Origin of the sequence: Pseudomonas lalkuanensis (genome assembly GCF_008807375.1) — a bacterium.
Taxonomy (GTDB): Bacteria; Pseudomonadota; Gammaproteobacteria; order Pseudomonadales; family Pseudomonadaceae; genus Metapseudomonas; species Metapseudomonas lalkuanensis.
Window position 1 is genome coordinate 4278049 of the sequence record NZ_CP043311.1, and the last position, 14729, is coordinate 4292777.

Sequence of the window (14729 nt, forward strand, 5' to 3'; positions counted from 1 at the left end):
AAGGGGCAACCAACCGGTTGCCCCTTTCATTTCCAGCGATGGCTCTAGCGATGGCTCTTGCCGTCGTTCTTGCTGGAAGAAACGCCCGCCTTGCCCAGGCCATCGGAGTTGTGGTCGCCAGGCGTGGTATCGGCAACCGCACGGGCGTTGGCCAGGCCGCGGCTGTCCTTGTCCCGGGCCACAGCGGACGTGGCATAGCCATGGCCGTTATCGTCATTGCGCAGGCTGCCGTAGCGATTGCCCTTGTCTTCGCCATTGCGGGTGGCCTTGCCGGTGTGATCGGCGCTCTTGCCGTAGCCATGACCCTTGCCATCGTGAGTGCCGGCATGGCCGCCACCCATACCACCGCCGAAGCCACCACCATGGCCGCCGCCATGGCCACCACCGTTGCCGCCACCATTTCCTCCACCGTTTCCGCCCCCGTTGCCTCGGGCGTAGGCGGAATCAACCAGGGATGCACCGCCGGGCAGGACGGTACCCGCCGCAAGGACCATCGCACAGGTGGCTGCGGCCAACAGGGTTTTCTTAGTGATCAATTTGGAGCCTCCACAGGCGTTATTCCTCGGTATGCCCTGTGACTCCTTTCCCGCACGCGGGTTCGCCGCCGGGAGACGAACGGAAGGTCCGGTCGACATCCGGTGGGGAAAACATGAACGTCATCGCAAAACTGCACACGTCAAGCCAGAGAAATTTCTGCAATAGTTGCGGCACTCGCCCCTGCATTCGCAGTCCATCAGCAAAGGGAAAAGCCCCATGGAGGCCAAGGACATGATTACAACCCGCACCCTGATCGCCGCTCTCACCAGCATTGCGCTCGTCACCGGCTCACCCGCCCTGCTGGCGGACCCCGGCAAAGGCAAGGGGCATGACAAGGGCCAATCCAGCTCCCAAGGCAACAACTGGTCCGGCGGCCCGCAGGTGGATATCGGCGGCATCCGCGTCATTCTCGACAACAATCGTGACTATTGGGGTCCGGCCCAGGCCCTGCCACCAGGTATCCAGAAAAACCTGGCACGCGGCAAACCGCTGCCGCCGGGGATCGCCAAGAAGCTCGACGGCCGGCTGGTCAACCGCCTGCCCCACTACGAGGGTTACGACTGGGTCCGTGCCGGCACCGACCTGATCCTGGTCGCGGTGGCCACCGGGATCATCTACGAAGTGCTGCAGGACGTGATGGATTGAGATTCCCCCCCTCTCCCACAAAAGGAGAGGGGAAGCCCCGCCCCGATCCGTGGGCGTGAATGCATTCGCGAATGGCCGCGCAGTTGCCCGCAGGCTGGTCCGAGCGCAGCGAAGCCCATCGAAGTGAAGCTCAACCTCGCGCTGTTGGGTTTCGCTTCGCTCTACGCCAACCTACGAACGTGCGTGGGGAGTCCGGATGCGCGCGGCCTACGCCCGCTTGTTCAGCAACCGCGCCAGGCGGTCCCCGCCGAACTGGATCAGGGTCACCAGCACCACCAGCAGGATGATCACCGTCAGCATGATCTGGGTGTCGAAGCGCTGGTAACCGTAGCGATAGGCTAGGTCGCCCAGCCCGCCCGCACCGATGGCGCCGGCCATGGCGGATGAGTTGATCATGGTCACCAGGGTAATGGTGAAGCCACCAACGATGCCCGGCCGCGCTTCCGGCAGCAGCACATTCCAGATGATGTGGCGACGCTGGCAGCCCATGGCCTGGGCCGCCTCCACCAGGCCGAAATCCACTTCCCGCAGGCTGACTTCGGCAATGCGCGCGAAAAACGGCGTTGCAGCGATGGTCAGCGGCACCACCGCCGCCCAGACCCCGTAGCTGGTCCCGACGATCAGGCGGGTGAAGGGAATCAGCGCCACCATCAGGATCAGGAAGGGAATCGAGCGCAGCACGTTCACCACGCTGCCCAGCATGCGGTTCAGCGTGCGGGCCTCGAAGATGCCGCCAGGTCCGCTGGTGACCAGCACCAGGGCCAGGGGAATGCCCACCAGGAACACGATCAGCGACGAAGCGCCAATCATCAGCAAGGTGTCGAGGATGCCCTGCAGCAAGCGATCAAGCATGGGCGACATAGCCGAGCACCTCCGCCTTGTCCGCCAGGGGCCGTGCTCGCTCCAGCAGCGCCAGGCCGCCCGCTCCCGCCAGTGAAGCGCTGAGCAGCAGATGCCCCTGGGCACGACCCTGGATGCGATCGATGCCACCATGCACCAGGCTCACCCGCGTCCCCAGCGCCTGGGCGATGGCCAGAAGGTCCGGCTCACGGCCACTGGCGCCGGTGAAATGCAGGTCCAGCAGCAGGTCGCTCGCGCCGTCGGCGGGCTGGTTGACCAACCGCGCCAGCAGGTCTTCCGGCAGGTCATGGCGCAGGGTCCCCAGCAGGGTGCGGGTGACCTCGTGCTGCGGGTCGCCGAACACACGCCAGACTTCGCCCTGCTCCACCACCTGCCCACGCTCCAGCACCACCACGCGGTCGCAGATTTCGCGAATCACCGCCATCTCGTGGGTGATCAGCACGATGGTCAGCCCCAGGCGCTTGTTGATATCGCGCAGCAGGGCAAGGATGGCCTGGGTGCTTTCCGGGTCCAGCGCCGAGGTGGCTTCGTCGCAGAGCAGGATTTCCGGCTGATGCACCAGCGCACGGGCAATGCCGACGCGCTGCTTCTGCCCGCCCGAGAGCTGCGCCGGGTAAGCATCACGCTTGTCCGCCAGCCCCACCAGTTGCAGCAGTTCACTGACCTTGCGCTCGATATCGGCCTTGGCGACGCCAGCGACCTTCAGCGGCAACGCGACGTTCTGCCAGACGGTCTTGGCCGACATCAGGTTGAAGTGCTGGAAGATCATGCCGACCCGACGGCGCAGCATTACCAACTGCTTCTCGTCGAACTGGCCGATGTCTTCTTCGTCGATCACCACCTGGCCGCTGGTGGGGTTTTCCAGGCGGTTGAGGGTGCGGATCAGCGACGACTTGCCCGCGCCGCTGCGGCCGATGATGCCGAACACCTCACCCCGGCGGATTTCCAGGTCGATGCCTTGCAGCGCCTGCACCGGCCCCTTGCTGCCCTGATAGGCCTTGCCCAGCCCCTGCAGGCGGATATGCGGCAGGTCCAGGCTGATGTTGCGGTTGAAACTGACCATATGGGGCCTCTCGTAATTCCGTTGAATCCTGTAGGTCCGGTGCTGTGGGAGCGAATTCATTCGCAATTTAGGTTCCTGGGAGCGCTGTGCGCTCCTTTCGCCAATGAATTCGCTCCCACAAAAAAGCAGGCTCCGCCCGCTTATTCCCAGCCCGGCTGGTAAAGCTTGCCGTGTGCCTTATCCAGCGCAGCGCGCACCTGCGGCGAGTGCTGGTAGATATCCACGAACTCGCCCAGGCGGCCGTCGTCCTGGTAATCGGCGCGGGTGACGAACTGGATGATGTACTCGCGGTTTTCGATGCCGTCGAAGAGCAGAGCGCTGTTGGGGTCGATGGTGCCGGCCAGGCGGATGTAATGCGGGTAGCCCTGGGCCAGGTCGACGTCATCCAGGGCGCGCACCAGTTGCACCGCCTCCAGCTCGATGATGTCGATCTTCTTCGGGTTCTCGACGATGTCGTCCAGGGTCGCCTTGTAGCCGACGCCCTCCTTGAGTTTCAGCAGTCCGGCCTTCTGCAGCAATTGCAGGCCACGACCGCCATTGATGGGGTCGTTGGCGATGGCCACCTTGGCGCCTTCCGGCAGGTCGGCCAGCCCCGCGTACTTCTTCGAGTAGAGGCCGACGTTGTTGATCACGCCAGGCGCGAAGGGCTTGAGGGAAAAGCCCCCTTCCTTCTTGGCGTTCTCCAGGAACGGCGTGTGCTGGAAGTAGTTCGCGTCGATGTCGCCGGCAGCCAGGGTGATGTTCGGCGAGTTCCAGTCGGTGAACTCCACCAGTTCCACGTTCAGGCCTTTCTTCGCGGCCTCTTCCACCGCCACTTCCAGTGGCGGGGCGAAGGCGGCGGTGGTGCCGACCTTGAGGACCCTGGAGTCGGCGGCATGGGCGATACCGGAGGCCAGGAGCAGGCCGAGGGTGAGGGTTTTGAGGAGGTGTTTGGGCATGTCTTGGATCCTTGAGCAAAGGGAAATGGCTTGGCAGTTACTTTGTGGGGGCGAATTCACTCGCTGAGCGGGCCGAAGGGCCGCCCCGGGGAAAATCAGGGAGCGCTGCGCGCTCCTTCGCGAATGAATTCGCTCCCACGGAAAAGGCGGCACCCTTGTGGCCTGCCGGCAGCCGGTCGCCGGCACCGAACAACTTCCGCCGCAAGGTGCCTTCGGCATACGCCGTCTTGTACGCACCGCGGGCCTGCAGCTCCGGCACCACCAGGTCGATGAAGTCGGCGTAGCTTTCCGGAGTGACGATGCGGGTGAGGTTGAAGCCGTCGAGGCCGGTCTCGTCCACCCAGCTCAGCAGTTCGTCGGCCACCCGGGTGGGCGAGCCCACCAGCAGGATGTAGCGCCCGCCGAGGGCGTGCTGTTCCAGCAACTGGCGGCGGGTCAGGCTGTTGTCCTTGAGCTTGCTGGTGGCGGACTCGATGGCGTTGGTCTTCACGTAGGGAATCGGCTCATCCAGCCCGAAGCGGGAAAAGTCGATGCCGGTGGAGCTGGCGAAGTGCGCCACGCCCGCCTCGGCGCTGGCATGGGCCAGGTACTCGGCATGCTTGGCGCGGGCTTCGGCTTCCGTCGGCGCGACGATCACGCTGATGCCCATGAACACCTTCACCGCGTGCGGATCGCGACCAGCGGCCTGGGCCGCCGCGCGCACCTTGTCCACCTGGGCGCGAGTCGCGGCCTTGTTGTTGCCGCTGATGAACACGCACTCGGCATGCTCGCCTGCAAAGCGCAGCCCGCGCGCCGAAGCCCCCGCCTGGAACAGCACCGGCGTGCGTTGTGGCGAGGGTTCGCAGAGGTGGTAGCCCTCGACGTTGAAGAATTCACCCTGGTGGCGAACCTTGTGCACCTTGTCCGCCTGGGCGTAGATGCGCCGCTGCCGGTCATTGACCACGGCGCCCTCCTCCCAGCTGCCCTCCCAGAGCTTGTAGAGCACCTCCAGGTACTCGTCGGCCTGGTCATAGCGGCGGTCGTGCTCCACCTGCTGCGCCAGCCCCATGGCACGGGCGGCGCTTTCCAGGTAGCCGGTAACGATGTTCCAGCCCACGCGGCCATCGGTGAGGTGGTCCAGCGTCGACATGCGCCGGGCGAACAGGTACGGCGCGTCATAGCTCAGGTTGGCGGTCAGGCCGAAACCCAGGTGGCGAGTCACGCCCGCCATGGCCGAAACCAGCAGCAGCGGGTCGTTGACCGGAAGCTGGATGCTCTCCTTGAGGGTCAGGTCGACGTTACCCTGGTAGACGTCGTAGACGCCGACGATATCCGCCAGGAACAGTCCATCGAACAGTCCGCGCTCCAGCAGCTGCGCCAGCTCGGTCCAGTAGGACAGCTTGCGATAGTCGGCCGAGCGGTCGCGCGGGTGGGTCCAGAGCCCGTGGTTGATGTGCCCCACGCAGTTCATGTTGAAGGCGTTGAGGAGGATCTGCTTGCGCGCCATCAGATCGTCCCCCGGCGCGGTGGCAGCTTGTCGTTGAGGTAGAAGTTGCCCACCGCGTGGTACTTCCAGCGCACCGGGTCGTGCAGGGTGTGCACACGGGCATTGCGCCAGTGGCGATCGAGGTTGTGTTCGGCAAGGCTGGCGCGGGTGCCGGACAGCTCGAACAGCTTGCTGCCAGCGGCCAACGACACCTCGGTGGTCAGCGCACGGGCCTCGGCCACGCCGATGGACGCGGCGGCCACGCTGTCGGTATCAGGTTGGGCGGTGGCGGCATCCAGCAAGCGGCCGGCGCGGTCGAGGATCGCTTCGGCGGCGTGCAGGCGGATGGCCAGGCGACCGAACTCCTGGATGGTCAGCGGGTCGTCGCTGGCCTTGTCCAGGCCGGAGTCGATCCACGGGCGCGAACGGGTGCGCACGAACTCCAGCGCGTCCTCATAGGCGGCGCGGGCGATGCCGGCGTCGATGGCGGCGTGAAGGATCTGGGCGAACGGGCCGACAGTGGTCGGGCGCTCGAAGGCAGCCTGGAAGGACACCAGGTCCTCGGTGCGCACCGGCACGTTCTCGAAGACCACCGAGCCGCTTCCGGTGGTGCGCTGGCCGAAGCCGGACCAGTCATCGATGACCGTCAGTCCCGGTGCATTGCGCGGGACGAAGGCGAGGTACTGGTGGCCATCCTCGGCCACCACGAGCGTGGGCACCCGATCGGCATAGAGCGCGCCGGTGCAATAGAACTTGCGGCCATTGATGCGGTAGCCCGCGCCTTCGCGGATCAGCCGGGTATTGCGGTCATTGGCGGTGCGCGTGCCGATTTCCGCCAGGGCGTTGCCGAAGCGCTGGCCCGCCAGGGCTGCGGCGAACAGGCGCCGCTGCTGGGCCTTGCTGCCATTCACCCGGAGCACTTCCAGTGCGTAGAAATGGTTCTGCGGAATCTGTCCGAGGGATGCGTCGGCGGCACTGATGATGGCGATGACCCGCGCCAGGGTCACCCGCGACACACCAGCGCCACCGTATTCGCGCGGCACGCTGATGCCCCACAGGCCGGAACGGCTGAAGGCGTCGAGTTCCTCATGGGGCAGGCGCCGGTCGCGGTCACGCTCGGCGGCGCCGGGTTTGAACTCGGCGGCGATGCGGCGGGCCACCTCGATGGCTTCGGCGTCATCACGAATGATGGCAACGCTGAGGGCCGGTGCGGGTTGCGGCAATGTCATGGAGAACTCCTCAGATCCAGGAATGACGGGTCGGTTTGGCGCCGTTGAGGTGGTAGGCGCCAACTGCCTGGACCTTCCAGCGCACCGGGTCGTGCAGGGTGTGGACGCGGGCGTTGCGCCAGTGACGGTCGAGGTTGAACTCGGCGAGGCTGGCGCGGCTGCCGGCCAGCTCGAAGAGCTTTTCGCTGGCGAGCAGGCTGATCTCCGTCGTCAGCACCTTGGCCTCGGCCACGGCGATGGAGGCGCGGGCCGCGGACTCGTCATCGATGGGTGCAGCGGCCACTTCGTCGAGTACCTGGCCAGCACGCTCCAGCAGCGCATTGGCGGCATTCAGCTCGGTCTTCAGGCGGCCGATCTCGAAGAGGGTGTAGAGCTCCTCACTGGCGCGTTCGACCTCGGCATCCACCCAGGGCCGCGAGCGCTCGCGGATGAAGGCGATGGCGTCGTCGATGGCCGCCTCGGCGATACCGGCGTCGATCGCCGCCTGGATCAGCTGCGAGACCGCGCCCTGGATGCTCGGCACCTCGGCCAGCCGGCTGTTGTGGAACACCAGGTCGCCGGCGACGGGCGCCTGGTCCAGCAGCACGGTGCCGCTGGCGGTGGTGCGCTGGCCGAAACCGGACCAGTCGTCGACGATGCGCAGCCCCGGTACACCGCGCTCAACGAGGCCGAGCACGCCGACGCCGTTGTCGTCGATGGCCTTGACCGCCACCCAGTGGGCGAACAGCGCGCCGGTGGAATAGAACTTTTCGCCGCTGACCTTCAGCCCCTCGCCGGTACGGGTGATGCGCGCCCTGATCTCCAGGGTGTGCTTCGTGTTGCGCTCGGGGCCGGCATTGGCCAGTCGGCGCCCGGCGAGGATGCCGCCGAACACCTTGAGCTTCTGCGCTTCGCTGCCGACGTTCTCGACCACGCTGAGCAGGCCGAACTGGTTCTGCGGAATCTGCCCCAGCGCCGGGTCGGCGGCGCAGATGATGCGGAACACTTCAGCCAGGGTGACGTAGGAGACCTCGGCCCCGCCGTATCGGCGCGGGATGCGGATGCCGCCCAATCCCAGGCGGGTGAAGAGTTCCAGCTCGCGCCAGGGCAGCAGGCGGTCGCGGTCACGTTGTGCGGCATGTTCCCTGGCCAGCTTCGCCACCTCGTGAGCGGCTTGCAGGGCCTGTGCATCGTTCTCGATCAGCGCCGCCGGGAGTAGTGACGGGGCTTCATCACGAAATGCGTGGTGTGCGGTTTCGTTTGTCATGGGGTGTGGCCTTCAAATGCAAAGTTGCGCCTGGCCCTCTCCCCCGGCCCCTCTCCCTGAGGGCGAGGGGAGGCAAGCGGCACGAGGCTGGGGAATCAGAACGCCGGGGCGATCTGGCCCTTGTAGCGGGTGACGATGAACTGGCGGACTTCCGGCGAGTTCAGGGCCTTGGCCAGCTTTTGCAGGCGCGGGTCCTGGAGGTTGTCCGGACGGGCGACGAGGAATTCGGCGTAGAGGTCCTTGCCTTTCTCGACGATCAGCGCGCTGTTGGTGTCGATGCCGGCTTCCAGGGCGTAGTTGGCGAAGACGAAGGCCAGGTCCACCTGGCTCACGGAACGGGCCAGCAGCGCACCTTCCAGTTCGCGGATCTTCAGTTTCTTCGGGTTCTCGGCGATGTCGCGCTGGGTGGCCAGGGTGTTGCTCGGGTCCTTGAGCTTGATCAGCCCGGCTTCGTGCAGCAGCACCAGGGCGCGGCCGGTGTTTACCGGGTCGTTGGGGATGGCGACGGAAGCGCCGTCCTTCAGCTCGTCGAGTTTCTTGATCTTGCTGGAGTAGGCGCCGAAGGGTTCGATATGGATGCCCACCACCGGCACCAGGTCGGTGTGGCGGCTCTTGTTGAACTCATCGAGGAACGGCCGGTACTGGTAGTAGTTGGCGTCGAGGTTCTTCTCCGCCAGTTGCACGTTGGGCTGGATGAAGTCGGTGAAGACCTTGATGTCCAGGTCCACGCCTTCCTTGGCCAGGGTGGGTTTGACGAACTCGAGGATTTCCGCATGGGGAACCGGAGTGGCGCCGACTACGAGCTTCTCGCCAGCTTGGACTGAGAAGGCGACGACGGCGGCCAGAATGGCGATAGCCTTTTTCATTGCAAGTGCTCCTGGGCAGTATTGGGTTGGCCGTCGTGGGGTGAACGTGAGGCCTTGGGTGGGCAGCGAAAGCCGGCTGCCCTGCGGCGGGATCTCAACGGCGGCTGTAGCGGATCACGAGGCGGTCGCCGCTCATCTGCAGGGCCTGCACCAGCAGGACTAGCAGAGCCACGGTGACCACCATCACGTCGGTCTGGAAACGCTGGTAGCCGAAGCGGATGGCGAGGTCGCCGAGGCCCCCTCCGCCGATCACGCCGGCCATCGCTGTGTAGTCCACTAGCACGATGGCGGTGACGGTGATGGCGGCGATCAGCCCGGTGCGGGCTTCCGGCAGCAGGGTGTGCCAGATGATCTGCCAGGTGCTGGCACCCATGGACTGGGTAGCCTCCACCAGTCCGCGGTCCACCTCGCGCAGCGCGGTTTCCACCAGCCGTGCGAAGAACGGGGAGCAGCCGGCCACCAGCGGCGGGATGGCCCCGGCGACGCCAAGCGAGGTGCCGGTGAGCAGCGTGGTCAGCGGAATCATCACGATCAGCAGGATGATGAACGGCAGCGAACGCAGCATGTTCACCACGGCCGAGGCGAAGCGGTAGAAGCCGGGCTTCTCATGCATCTGCTTCTTGCCGGTGAGATAGAGCAGCACGCCCAGCGGCAGGCCGAGCAGCACGGTGAAGCCGAGCGCCAGGGCGAGCATGGTCAGTGTATCGATGCTGGCCTGGCCGATTTCCACCCAGTCGAGGTTGGCGAGCAGCTCGTTCATCGCCCTGCCCTCCTGCGCAACCGCGCAGCCGGGTGCGGCTCGGCGACGCGGTCGCCCTCACCGAACAGCTTGTGGCGCAGGCTGCCGTCTTCGTATTCGCGCTTGAACAGGCCACGGGCCTGCAGCTCGGGCACCAGCAGGTCGACGATATCCACGAAGGTTTCCGGCGCGACGATGCCGGACAGGTTGAAGCCGTCCACGTCGGTCTCTTCCACCCAGGCCTGCAGCTCATCGGCCACGCTTTTCGGCGAGCCCACCAGCAAGGGGCCATCACCACCCAGGGCGCAGTAGTCGGCGATTTCGGCGGTGGTCCAGGTACGGCTCGGGTCCGCAGCGGTGAAGGCATCCACCGCCGACTGGATCGCGTTGCTCTCGACCTGGCGCAATACCTGGTCCGGCGCGTACTGGCCGAAATCGATGCCGGTCCAGCCGGACATCAGTGTCAGGGCGCCGTCATGACTGGAGAACTCGCGGTACTCGCGCCATTTCGCCTGGGCCTCGGCATCAGTGGGTGCGACGATCACGGTGAGCTGGTTGAAGACCTTGATGTCGCTACCCTTGCGCCCGGCCAACTCGGCCTGACGGCGCAGGTCGGCCACCTGGTTGCGCAGGATGTGGCGGGTGGGCGCGGCGACGAACACGCACTCGGCATTGGCGGCGGCGAAGGCCTTGCCCCGGCTGGAAGCGCCGGCCTGGTAGAGCACCGGGGTGCGCTGCGGCGACGGCTCGCTGAGGTGGAAGCCGGGCACCTGGAAGTGCGCGCCCTCATGGGCGATGGGGTGCACCTTGGCCGGGTCCGCGTAGACGCAGCGCTCCACGTCGGCGACCACCGCTTCCTCGTCCCAACTGGCTTCCCAGAGCTTGTAGCAGACCTCCAGGTACTCGGCAGCCAGGGCATAACGCTGCTCATGGTTGAGCTGATGCTTGAGGCCGATGTTGCGCGCGCCGCTCTCCAGGTAGGAGGTGACGATGTTCCAGCCGGCGCGGCCACCGGTGAGGTGGTCCAGCGTGCTCATGCGCCGGGCGAACGGGTACGGGTGTTCGAAGGACACAGACGCAGTGACGCCAAAACCCAGGTGCCGGGTGGCGGCGGCCATGGCCGGCACCAGCAGCAGCGGGTCGTTCACCGGTACCTGGGCGGCAGTGCGCAGGGCCTGCTCCGGGCCGCCCTGGTAGACGTCGTAGACGCCCAGCACGTCGGCGAGGAACAGGCCGTCGATCTTGCCGCGCTCCAGGGTTTGCGCCAGCTCGATCCAGTAATGGATATCGGTGTAGCGCCGCGCCTGGTCGCGCGGATGGCGCCAGAGGCCGGGGGACAGGTGGCCCACGGCGTTCATGGCAAAGGCGTTGAGGCGGATCTGCTTGCTCATGTCGCGCGCCTCAGGACCAGTCGTGACGCGGCGGCTTCACGCCGTTGAGCAGCCAGTTGCCGACCACGTGGTACTTCCAGCGCACCGGGTCGTGCAGGGTGTGCACGCGGGCATTGCGCCAGTGACGATCATGGTTGTGGCGCGCCAACGTGGAGCGGGTGCCGCCCAGTTCGAACAGTTTGTTGGAGGCTTCGATGGCGATTTCGGTGGTCAGCACCTTGGCCTTGGCCACGGCGACCGAAGCGGCAGCCACATTGTCCTCGTCCGGCGCCGGGCGAGCGGCGTCCATCACCTTGCCGGCACGTTCCAGCAAAGCTTCGGCAGCCTCCAGGCGAATCCCCAGGTTGCCCACCTGGATGATGGTCAGCGGGTCCTCGCTGGCCTTCTCCACTTCGGCATCGATCCAGGGGCGGGCGTGGTCGCGGACGAAGGCGATGGTGTCGCGCAGGGCCGCACGGGCGATCCCGGCATCGATGGCAGCGGTGGTGATCTGGGCGAACGGGCCGGCCAGGGTCGGGCTCTCGTAGGAGCGGTAGGTGGGGAACAGGTTCGCCGCCGGCACGCGCAGGTCCTGGGCCAGCACCGTGCCGCTGGAAGTGTTGCGCTGGCCGATGCTGGACCAGTCGTCGACGATCACCAGCCCTTCGCTGCCGCGCGGGACGAAGGCCAGCTGGGCCTTGTCGTCCTCATCCACGGCCAGCACCGCCAGCCAGTGGGCGTAGAGCGAACCTGTGCAGTAGCCCTTGCGACCGTTGATGACATGGGCGTCGCCGTCGCGGCGGATACGGGTCTGGATGTCCTGGACATTCTTGCCGCCGGTTTCCGACAGCGCATTGGCAAAGCGGTTGCCCTTCAGCGCCAGGCCGAAGAAAAAGCGCTTCTGTTCATAGGTGCCTTGCAGGCGGATGTCTTCCAGCAGGCAGTAGTGGTTCTGCGGAATCTGCCCGAGGGAGGCGTCGGCGGCCGAAATGATGGCGATCACTTCAGCCAGGGTGGCGTAGCTCACCTCGGCGCCGCCGAACACCTTGGGCACGGTGATGCCCCAGAGGCCGCTGTTGGAAAACACATCCACCACTTCCGAAGGAACCTGGCGGGTGCGATCGCGCTCAGCGTCGCCTTCCAGCAGGAAGGCCGCCACGCGGTGGGCCACTTCGATGGCCTGCGCATCGCTGCGGATGATCTGGGCGTCGGGAATGCCGACGGGGTATTGGGCGGAAATCGGGGTTTGCGACATGGGGCTCTCTGCACTGCTGTTTCGCCGCGAACACTCGCGGCCTCACTTGCAGAAGGACATAGCAGCACCCGTGCCAGTTTAGTTTTTCTTTAAAAATCAATAATTTATAAATTCAAACAAACAGTTCGAGGTGAATAAAGCAAGCAACCTGCTGGCCAGGTGTTGCTGGAGCAACACCTGGCTTGCCTGACCTCAGGTCATTTCCGCTGCGCATTCGCCGGAGCGGGTGCGGTGCCGGGCAGCGCCGCGCATGGCGGCCACCACCATCACCAGCAACACCGCAGCCAGGATCGCGGAAGAGCCGACGGTGCCAAAGCCCAGCCCTCCCTTGTCCGGCATCTTGGTCAGCACATCACCAAGGGTGGCACCGAAGGGCCGGGTCAGGACGAACGCGATCCAGAACAGCGCCACCGGGGATATCTTCGTGGCATAGCGGGCCACCGCCACCAAGGCGATCAGGCTGCCCACCAGCAAGGCCCCTCCGGCAAAACCCAGACCGGAGTCATCCGCCAGGTAATCGCCCAGTGCTGTCCCCAGCGTGTTGGAGAAGAGGATGGCCACCCAATAGAAGAGTTCGCCCTTGCGGCTGGCGATACGCTCCACCTATCCCCCGCGGCACGGCTGTATCCAGCGATCAGGCATCTGCCTGCGCGCCAACCCTAAGCAGCGGCAGGTGAAAAAGGAGTCAAGAATTCATCACGAGAACGTTCAGCGTCTCATGGGGAATGTCGCGCCTTTAATCAGGCTTTATTGCACTTAAACTGCAATAACATTCATTAGTCTTCTATCTTTACGCCCCTTAGCATTCCCTCATCCCCGACGCCCGGCCCGGCGAGGGTCTGCATGAGCAGCCCCCTCCGAGGAACCGCGCGCGAGAAAAAGACGTTTCCATATCCAGGGATGGAGCCCCCACTCCGGTGGGATTGAGGGGACCAGGGGCCTGTACGAAAAGCCGTCCGGTATCGGCACTTTCCGTACAGCGCCTCCGGCCTCTCCCTTTATCAACTGCCTAGTGTCGTGCCCATGCCCCAGAACCCTCTGCGTCTCTGGCTGCAACGCCTGCTCCCGGACGCCAGTAACGCCCTGCCACGGGAGTGGCTGCGCGCTGCCGTTGGCGGCTGCCTCGCCGTGTTCCTGGCCGCCCTCGCTTGCAGCCAGCTGTTCGGTACCGACCTGGCGCTACGTCTGGTCGCCCCGTTCTCCGCCTCCACCCTGCTGCTCTTCGCCATGACCTCCAGCCCGGTGGCCCAGCCCTGGCCGGTGGTGGCCGGCAACGTTCTGGCGGCGGCCATCGGCCTGCTGGCCAGCCATTGGGGCCTGCCGCCGCTGGCGACCGCCGCAACGGCATTCGGCCTGACCCTGGTGGCTATGCAGGCCTTGCGTTGCCTGCATCCGCCAAGCTGCGCGGTGGCGCTGGGTGCAGCCCTCGGCGGCCCCGTGGTTTCCGAGTTCGGCTGGCACTTGCTGTTGCCGGTACTGCTGGGTTCGCTGGTCCTGGTGGGCACGGCAATGCTGTTCAACAATCTCAGCGGTGTCCCTTACCCACGCAAGATCGCGCATCCCGCCACCGGCCCGCATCTGACTGCCGATCCCTTGCCAGGCGAGCGCAACGGCATCGCCGAGGTTGATCTGGACCGCGCGCTGGCTGAGTTCGGCAGCTTCGTCGACGTGACCCGCGATGATCTCCAGCGCCTGCTCCATCTCACGGAAAAACATGCATTGCGGCGCAGCATGGGCGACCTGCGGGCGGCGCGGATCATGTCCCGCGACCTGCGCACCATCGCGCCGGATGCGCCGGTCAGCGAAGCCTGGAAGCTGCTCGATCGGCATCACCTGAAAGCCCTGCCGGTACTGGATGACAAACAGCATCTGGTGGGCATCCTGACCCTCTCCGACCTGCTCGGCCACGCCGCCAGCGCCGCACCACGCAGCCTCGCCGACCGCTTCCGCGCACGCCGCGAAGCGCCGGTGTCACGCCTGATGACCCGCCCGGTGCGCTGCGTGACCGTCGATACGCCCGTGGTTGAACTGGTGTCGCTGCTGTCCGACCGGGGCCTGCACTGCCTGCCGGTGCTGGACGACGGCGGCCGCGTGGTGGGCATCGTCAGCCAGAGCGACCTGATCGCCGCGCTCTACCGCAACTGGCTGCAGGACCTGCACCAGCAACCGGCGTTGCAGCTGGCGAGTTGAGCCTGGCAGGGCACCTGTAGGGGCGAATTCATTCGCCAGGTAGATCGAAGAACTGCCCTTGGGATTCCACGCTCAGCACAACTACCCTCACCCCCGGCCCCTCTCCCGCAAGCGGGCGAGGGGTGACTCACGTCGGCACGGCGCAAGCCATCCTGAAGCAGCCAGCGGCCTGAAACTGAGCAACTGAGGTGGGGCGGCGACTTCGCCCCGTCAGGAGGCCGAGCGGAATCGTTGTGGAGGGGGACGAGCGGCATGGATGCCGCGAGAGGCGTGTGGGGCCATGGATGGTCCCTCTCGCCGTGCCCCCGGCGCAACGATGCAGCGA

Annotated in this window: 13 protein-coding genes and 1 pseudogene; 2 read left to right on the forward strand and 12 right to left on the reverse strand. The window is 65.8% G+C overall.

Annotated features, from left to right (window positions below; all coding sequences use genetic code 11):
• Window positions 1-44 precede the first annotated feature (44 nt).
• On the reverse strand, window positions 45-536 hold the full coding sequence (locus FXN65_RS19915) for a hypothetical protein (RefSeq protein WP_394351252.1): 492 nt from the start codon (window positions 534-536) through the stop codon (window positions 45-47).
• A gap of 232 nt (window positions 537-768) precedes the next feature.
• Between FXN65_RS19915 and FXN65_RS19920 the strand changes: the two genes are divergently transcribed.
• On the forward strand, window positions 769-1182 hold the full coding sequence (locus FXN65_RS19920; RefSeq protein ID WP_151135642.1) for an anti-virulence regulator CigR family protein: 414 nt from the start codon (window positions 769-771) through the stop codon (window positions 1180-1182).
• Between the two features lie 207 nt (window positions 1183-1389).
• Here the strand turns inward: FXN65_RS19920 and FXN65_RS19925 are convergent, their stop codons facing one another.
• From FXN65_RS19925 to FXN65_RS19975, 11 genes and pseudogenes are all read right to left on the reverse strand, one after another.
• Window positions 1390-2043, reverse strand: a complete 654-nt coding sequence (locus FXN65_RS19925) for a methionine ABC transporter permease (RefSeq protein WP_151135644.1) — start codon at window positions 2041-2043, stop codon at window positions 1390-1392.
• Window positions 2027-3106: a methionine ABC transporter ATP-binding protein gene (locus tag FXN65_RS19930; protein WP_151135646.1), complete on the reverse strand. Its 1080-nt coding sequence runs from the start codon at window positions 3104-3106 to the stop codon at window positions 2027-2029. Before FXN65_RS19930 ends, FXN65_RS19925 begins: the two co-directional genes overlap by 17 nt.
• A 140-nt stretch (window positions 3107-3246) precedes the next feature.
• A complete protein-coding gene (locus tag FXN65_RS19935; RefSeq protein ID WP_151135648.1) occupies window positions 3247-4044 on the reverse strand; it encodes a MetQ/NlpA family ABC transporter substrate-binding protein in 798 nt (265 codons plus the stop codon).
• Between the two features lie 37 nt (window positions 4045-4081).
• Entirely contained in the window at window positions 4082-5530 is a 1449-nt protein-coding gene (locus FXN65_RS19940; protein WP_151135650.1) for an LLM class flavin-dependent oxidoreductase, read from the reverse strand.
• The gene (locus FXN65_RS19945) at window positions 5530-6738 is read right to left on the reverse strand and encodes an SfnB family sulfur acquisition oxidoreductase (RefSeq protein WP_151135652.1); all 1209 of its coding nucleotides are present in this window, start codon (window positions 6736-6738) and stop codon (window positions 5530-5532) included. Before FXN65_RS19945 ends, FXN65_RS19940 begins: the two co-directional genes overlap by 1 nt.
• 10 nt (window positions 6739-6748) lie before the next feature.
• On the reverse strand, window positions 6749-7984 hold the full coding sequence (locus tag FXN65_RS19950) for an SfnB family sulfur acquisition oxidoreductase (protein ID WP_151135654.1): 1236 nt from the start codon (window positions 7982-7984) through the stop codon (window positions 6749-6751).
• Window positions 7985-8079: 95 nt separating this feature from the next.
• Window positions 8080-8850: a MetQ/NlpA family ABC transporter substrate-binding protein gene (locus tag FXN65_RS19955; protein WP_151135656.1), complete on the reverse strand. Its 771-nt coding sequence runs from the start codon at window positions 8848-8850 to the stop codon at window positions 8080-8082.
• 94 nt (window positions 8851-8944) lie between these two features.
• Window positions 8945-9610, reverse strand: coding sequence for a methionine ABC transporter permease (locus FXN65_RS19960; RefSeq protein ID WP_151135658.1), 666 nt, complete (start codon window positions 9608-9610; stop codon window positions 8945-8947).
• Window positions 9607-10980: an LLM class flavin-dependent oxidoreductase gene (locus FXN65_RS19965; protein WP_151135660.1), complete on the reverse strand. Its 1374-nt coding sequence runs from the start codon at window positions 10978-10980 to the stop codon at window positions 9607-9609. The genes FXN65_RS19960 and FXN65_RS19965 overlap by 4 nt, the downstream gene beginning before the upstream one ends.
• 10 nt (window positions 10981-10990) lie before the next feature.
• The gene (locus FXN65_RS19970) at window positions 10991-12214 is read right to left on the reverse strand and encodes an SfnB family sulfur acquisition oxidoreductase (RefSeq protein WP_151135662.1); all 1224 of its coding nucleotides are present in this window, start codon (window positions 12212-12214) and stop codon (window positions 10991-10993) included.
• 192 nt (window positions 12215-12406) lie between these two features.
• Window positions 12407-12817 (reverse strand): annotated as a pseudogene (locus FXN65_RS19975) (hypothetical protein); the annotation flags it as partial.
• Between the two features lie 420 nt (window positions 12818-13237).
• Between FXN65_RS19975 and FXN65_RS19980 the strand changes: the two are divergent.
• Complete coding sequence (locus tag FXN65_RS19980) at window positions 13238-14404, forward strand: HPP family protein (RefSeq protein ID WP_151135664.1); 1167 nt, start codon at window positions 13238-13240, stop codon at window positions 14402-14404.
• The last annotated feature ends 325 nt before the right edge of the window (window positions 14405-14729 follow it).